This window comes from Actinomycetes bacterium (assembly GCA_036000965.1).
In the GTDB taxonomy this organism is placed as follows: Bacteria; Actinomycetota; CALGFH01; order CALGFH01; family CALGFH01; genus DASYUT01.
This window is the reverse complement of sequence record DASYUT010000038.1, coordinates 1-5585: the sequence shown is the minus strand read 5'-3', so window position 1 is coordinate 5585 and position 5585 is coordinate 1. Positions and strand designations below refer to the sequence as shown.

6 protein-coding genes are annotated in these 5585 nt (G+C 71.2%); 5 read left to right on the top strand and 1 reads right to left on the bottom strand.

The genetic code is table 11. The features are described from left to right. A partial coding sequence (locus VG276_02115) for a hypothetical protein (GenBank protein HEV8648203.1) occupies positions 1-328 on the bottom strand: 328 nt, incomplete at its 3' end. A gap of 785 nt (positions 329-1113) precedes the next feature. Here VG276_02115 and VG276_02110 point away from each other — a divergent pair. The 5 genes from VG276_02110 (at position 1114) to VG276_02090 (ending at position 5457) form a co-directional block, all read left to right on the top strand. Further along, a complete protein-coding gene (locus VG276_02110) occupies positions 1114-1611 on the top strand; it encodes a recombinase family protein (GenBank protein HEV8648202.1) in 498 nt (165 codons plus the stop codon). A 607-nt stretch (positions 1612-2218) separates the two neighbouring features. Continuing rightward, positions 2219-2668 carry a reverse transcriptase N-terminal domain-containing protein gene (locus VG276_02105; GenBank protein HEV8648201.1) on the top strand — a complete coding sequence of 150 codons (450 nt, stop codon included), beginning with the start codon at positions 2219-2221 and terminating at the stop codon, positions 2666-2668. Beyond that, a complete protein-coding gene (locus VG276_02100) occupies positions 2565-2927 on the top strand; it encodes a DUF5372 family protein (GenBank protein HEV8648200.1) in 363 nt (120 codons plus the stop codon). The genes VG276_02105 and VG276_02100 overlap by 104 nt, the downstream gene beginning before the upstream one ends. A 33-nt stretch (positions 2928-2960) precedes the next feature. Then, complete coding sequence (locus VG276_02095; GenBank protein HEV8648199.1) at positions 2961-3311, top strand: DUF6788 family protein; 351 nt, start codon at positions 2961-2963, stop codon at positions 3309-3311. A gap of 91 nt (positions 3312-3402) precedes the next feature. Further along, positions 3403-5457 carry a recombinase family protein gene (locus tag VG276_02090; GenBank protein ID HEV8648198.1) on the top strand — a complete coding sequence of 685 codons (2055 nt, stop codon included), beginning with the start codon at positions 3403-3405 and terminating at the stop codon, positions 5455-5457. Positions 5458-5585 lie beyond the last annotated feature (128 nt).

The following is a 5585-nucleotide window of genomic DNA, read 5'->3' as shown; positions in this document are numbered from 1 at the left end:
AGTGGGCTCGCGGAAGACGACCAGGATCTCGCGGTGGAGCACGTCGCCACGAGCGGCCAGCTCGCCGAGGAACTGGGCGTGCTCGCGCGCGGCCCGCTCGCGCGCCGGATGCGGCAGCCCCGCCGGCGGCCTGCTCGATGGCGGCGATCAGGGCGGCCACATCCACCGGGATCGCGCGGACCAGGAGCTGCACCGGCCCGCCGAGCGCGTGCAGCCACCGCGCGAACGCGGCCACCAGCGCGTCCTGCTCGGCCTGGGTCCGCAGCGAGAACGTCAGCGACGACGTGCGGCACACCAGCGCCGCGCCGTCGCGGCCAAGGTCCACCACCCCGTCCGGGTTCCACCCCGTGAGCGGGCAGCTCCAGCGGCGCCGGCGGCGGCCCGCTGAGTCCGCTGGGCAGCCAGGCGGCCGGGGCCTGGACGCCCTCGGGCGCCGGGACCATGCGCCGCGGTGCCCGGCGCTGGCGGATCGCGGCCCACAGCAGCCGGTCCAGGCTGAGCCCGTCGCGGCGGCCGATCGCCAGCGCCAGTCCCACCACCAGGATCGCCCACCCCAGCCCGAGCGCGGCCGGCAGCGGCAGCACGACGCGGGCCGCCGCCACCAGCACCCAGGCGACCAGCGCCGCCGTGGCGAGGATGGCGAGCTGCCGCGCGGTCAGCCCAGCCAGCAGCCGATCCTCCCGATCCACGTTGGCCGGAATCGTCACTCCATACGATGCGCCCGTCCGGTTCTCGGTGCGGTTCACTGGTGGTCACCCATCCCTTCCACCCGTTGGCCGGGCGCCAGCTGCCGGTGCTGTATGCGCTGCGCACGGGCAGGGGCCTGGTGCTGGTGTGTGAGGTCGATGGCGTGCGTCGGGTGTCGTTGCGGCAGGAGTGGACCGACCGGGGGCCGCCACCGGAACGGGCGCGGCTGTCGGTTGAGGGATTGACCGCCCTGCGTGCACTGCTCGACACGCTGAGACACGATTGTTCCATTCACGCTGAAGAGGTGGGAATGGGACGTCGGGGTGGTGGCCCACAGGGAGCGGGACGCCATGGGGGGATGGGACCGCCGGCAGGCGACCATGGCCGTGGCCAACATGGTCGAGGCGCGGCTGCGGGGAGGCGACGGTGAACGGGCTGGCCAAGATCACCCCGACGCACATCGCACGACTGGCGCTGGTGTACGTGCGCCAGTCGACACCGGGGCAGGTCCGCGCCCACACCGAATCCACCCAGCGCCAGTACGGCCTGGCTGCGGTCGCGGCCGAGCTGGGCTGGACGGCGCAGCAGGTCGTGGTCGTGGACGCCGACCTGGGCATCTCGGGCCGCTTCGGCAGCCAACGCCAGGGATTCCGGGAGCTGCTGTCGCGGGTGGGCCTGGGCGAGGTCGGTGCGGTGTTTGGCCTGGAGGTCTCGCGGCTGGCGCGCTCCTCGGCGGAGTTCACGCGGCTGCTGGAGCTGGCCCGGCTGACCGACACGCTGCTGGTCGACGCCGACGGCATCTACGACCCGATGGAGTTCAACGACCGGTTGCTGCTGGGGTTGAAGGGGACGATGAGCGGTGCGACGCGAGGGCGCACGTTGCGAGTGAACTCGCCGGTGGGAGGCTCGATGTCGAGGGTGTAGTCCCGGGCCAGTGTCCGAGGTCCGTCCCCACCCTGACGTGCGTCGCGGGTAACTGCGAGGTGCGGAGCTCAGGGGGTCAAGCCCAAGGGCGCCCGCTCCATCCGGGGGCCACAGGTGAGGGGGAAGGCTGGACGGCTGAACGCGAGTGAACCTCTGATGATGCCTCGTCACGTGTCGGCTCCGCGGATGGGTAGTGAGGCGCGGGGTGCAGGGACCGAGCCGTTGAGAGGCGGCAAGCGGCGGTTGTGGGACGCGACCAGCAGCCGTAGGACACCGCTGTTCCCGGGGTATAGGAGGCAGCCACCCCAGTCGAATCTCGTACGTGTGCAACGCGACAACCCCGTCGAGGTCCGGGCACCGGTTGGTGTCCCGGTAGCCCGACCGTGAGGAAGGGACCAATCCCTCGGCGGGCGCAGGAGGACCCAAGAAGCCAATGCCGGCGGCCGAACGGCAGCGGGAAAGCGAGACAGGATGACCGGTCCCTCCGCCGGTCGTCTCGTATAACCGGCCGGATACGGGCGTATGCCTGGACCCGAAAGGGTGCTGACGTGGGTCTGGTGGGCCTGTGGCAGAGACGTGGCCAAGACTGCTGGAACCGAGGGACAAGTTGGACGCCAAGACGGTCAAGACGGACGCGGCGGTGCAGACCGGCACGTCCGCGGTCCGTGCGGTGAACGGACCCGAGGGCGATGGCCTTGACTGGGACGCTGTGGATTGGCGTCAGGTTGAGGACGACGTACGGCGGCTGCGGCAGCGGATCTTCACGGCATCGCAGACTGGGGACCTGAAGAAGGTCCGGAATTTGCAGAAGCTGATGCTCCGCTCCCGCGCGAATGCGCTGCTGAGCGTGCGGCGGGTGACGGAGGTCAACGCGGGCCGCAAGACGGCGGGCGTTGACGGGCAGGTCGTGCTGCACTCCGAGGTGAAGGCCGAGTTGGCCGCCTGGGTTCAGCGTGGATCTGGGTCGTGGACGCCCAAGCCCGTCAGGCGGGTGTGGATACCGAAGCGAGGTAGCGGGAAACAGCGCCCGCTTGGGATACCGACGGAGGCGGCATAGTGCCGCGTCGTCCAGTGATCCTTCGGGTTTTGTTGCCGTCACGCACCCGTTCCATCCGCTGAGGGGGCAGCGGCTTGAGGTCCTTTATGTGAAGCGCCGCGCCGGCGGCATGGTGTTCGTGTGCGCTGGCGGTGTCAGCGGCCAGATCACGCTGCCGCAGTCGTGGACTGACCGCGGCGAGCTGCCGCTGGCTCACCGGCTGTCTGCTGAGGGGCTGGCCGAGCTCGACACGCTTGCTCGTTCGCTTCGTGGTTGTTGACCGGGATTCCTGTTCACGGCATACTCTTGTGTGATGAATACACACAAGCGCGATCTCCGGGGCCTGTCCACCCGGCAGCTGCTGTCCCGCCGCCGCGCGGCGGCGGCCCGGCTCGGCGACGTGGAACAGGTGCTGACCGGTGTCCTGACCGAGCAGGCGCGCCGGTGCGGCAGGCCCGGCTGCCGGTGCGCGGCCGGCGAGCCGCACGGCCCGTATGCCTACCTCACCCCACGCCCGGCCGGCCGTGGCCGGGCGCGGTATGTGCCGGCCGCGCTGGCCGGGGTGGTGCGCCGCTACCTGCGCCGGGGCGAGCGGGCCGAGGCGGTGCTGGCGGAGATCTCGGCGATCAACGCCGAGCTGCTGGCCCGCAGAGAACTGCAGTAGCTGATGGGCGCCGCCGTCCTGACCGGTCCCGCGCGGGCCGAGGCGGTGACGGCGCTGGCCAACATGACCATCTGTGTGCTGGGAGGCGCGGATGAACGGCGAGCACAAGATCACGAGCAGTCACCGGGAACGGGCAGCGCTGGTCTATCTTCGCCAGTCCTCGATGGCGCAGGTCCGCGAGCACACCGAGTCGACCAAGAGCCAGTACGCCCTGGCGGACAAGGCGGCCGCGCTGGGCTGGCCGCGCACCTCGATCGAGGTGATCGACACCGACCTGGGGATCTCCGGCAAGTGGGGGGTGGCCCGGGCAGGGTTCACCGAGCTGGTCACCAGGGTCTGCTCCGGCGATGTCGGTGCGATCTTCGGGATCGAGATCACCCGGCTGGCCCGATCCAACGCCGACGTGGCCCGGCTGGCCGAATTCGCCCGGATCACCGGCACGCTGCTGATCGACCCCGACGGCGTCTACGACCCCGCCGATGTGAACGACCGCGTCCTTTTGGGCTTCAAGGGCACCATGGGCGAGATGGAACTGCACGTGATGGCACAGCGGCTGCACGCGAACAAGCGGGCCGCGGCCGAACGCGGCGAGCTGCGCACCCCGCTGCCGGTCGGCTATGTCCACGACGACGCCGGGGATGTGGTGATCGACCCCGATGCCGAGGTCCAGGCCGCCATCCGCGATGTGTTCGCTGCGTTTGCTGCATGCGGGTCGGCCTACGGAGTTGTCGCGGCCTTCAAGGACCGCAAGTTCCCGCTGCGTGCTTACGGCGGGGCGTGGGCCGGGCAGCTGCGCTGGGGGCGGCTCACCCACGCACGGGTGATCGGGGTCTTGAAGAATCCCTGTTACGCCGGGGCCTACGTGCACGGGCGGTATGGCTCGCGCCGCACCGTGGAACCGGACGGCACGGTGCGCAGCGGGCTGGTCGAGCGGCCCCGCACCCAGTGGCCGGTGCTGATCAAAGACCACCACGAGGGATACATCACCTGGGCTGGCTATCTCGCGAACGAGGCCAGGCTGGCGGCCAACCGCACCAACGCGGGAGCCCGGCCGCCGCGGGAGGGCTGCGCGCTGTGTCAGGGGATCATCACCTGCGGGTCCTGCGGCAAGCCGATGCGCACCAATTATCACACCGATGCCCGGCCCTCCTATGAGTGCTCCTCCCGCGCCGACCGGCTGACCACGCCCACCTGCAGGTCGGTGGCCGCGGCCACCGTGGATGACGCGGTCGCGCGCGTGCTGCTGGACGCGCTCACCCCCGAGCAGGTCGCCCTCGCGCTGTCAGCAGCCGATGAGGTGGCCGGCCGGCACCAGCGGGTCAGCCGCGCGGCCGAGCTGGCCGCCGAGCGCGCCCGCTACGAGGCAGACCGGGCCGAACGCGCCTTCCACCAGGTGGAGCCGGAGAACCGGCTGGTCGCCCGCAGCCTGGAAGCCCGCTGGGAGACCAGGCTCGCCGCGCTCGCCGAGGCTGAGCAGGCGCTGGAAGCCGCCGCCGACGCGCTGCCGCCGCTGCCCGGCCGGGCTGAGCTGGAGAAGCTCGCCGCCGACCTGCCCGGGCTGTGGCACGCCCCGGCAACCAGTAACAAGGGCCGCAAGCGGCTGCTGCGCACACTGATCGCCGACGTCACCTTGCTGCCCGAACCCGACCAGGCCAAGGTCCGGATCGGGATCTGCTGGCACACCGGCGCCACCGACGAGCTGAGCGTGGCCCGGGCCATCCATCCCGGCACCGCCAGGCGCAGCCCGTCCCAGGCCGTCGAGATGGTCCGCCGGCTCGGCTCGGTCACGCCCACCGCCGAGCTGGCAGCCGAACTGAACACAGCCGGGCTGGTCACCGGGAACGGCCGGCCGTTCGACGTCAAGGCCGTGCAGTGGATCCGCCACGCCTACAACATCCCGGCCCCGCCGCCGTATGCGGCCAGCGAGATCAGCGTCGCCGAGGCCGCCCGCCGCCTCGGCTGCAGCGCCGGCGTCATCTACTACTGGATCGAGTCCGCCCAGCTCGACGCGCGGCGCGGTCCTGGCAACCGGCTCTGCATCACCTGGAACGACCAGGCCGAGACCGCCTGCCGGCGCCGCATCGCCGAATCCGGGCACCTCAACCCGGCCGCCCGCCGCACCAGGCCACGCCGGGCCGCCGGATAGTGTCATCGTCACCTACCATGCTCACAGCAAGCGAACCCGCGAACCGGTCCAGCCAGCACAGGCTTGGCCAGCCGGAAACATCCCGACACGTGTCTGCAGGAGGGGCAGTATGAAATCACCGTCCCCGT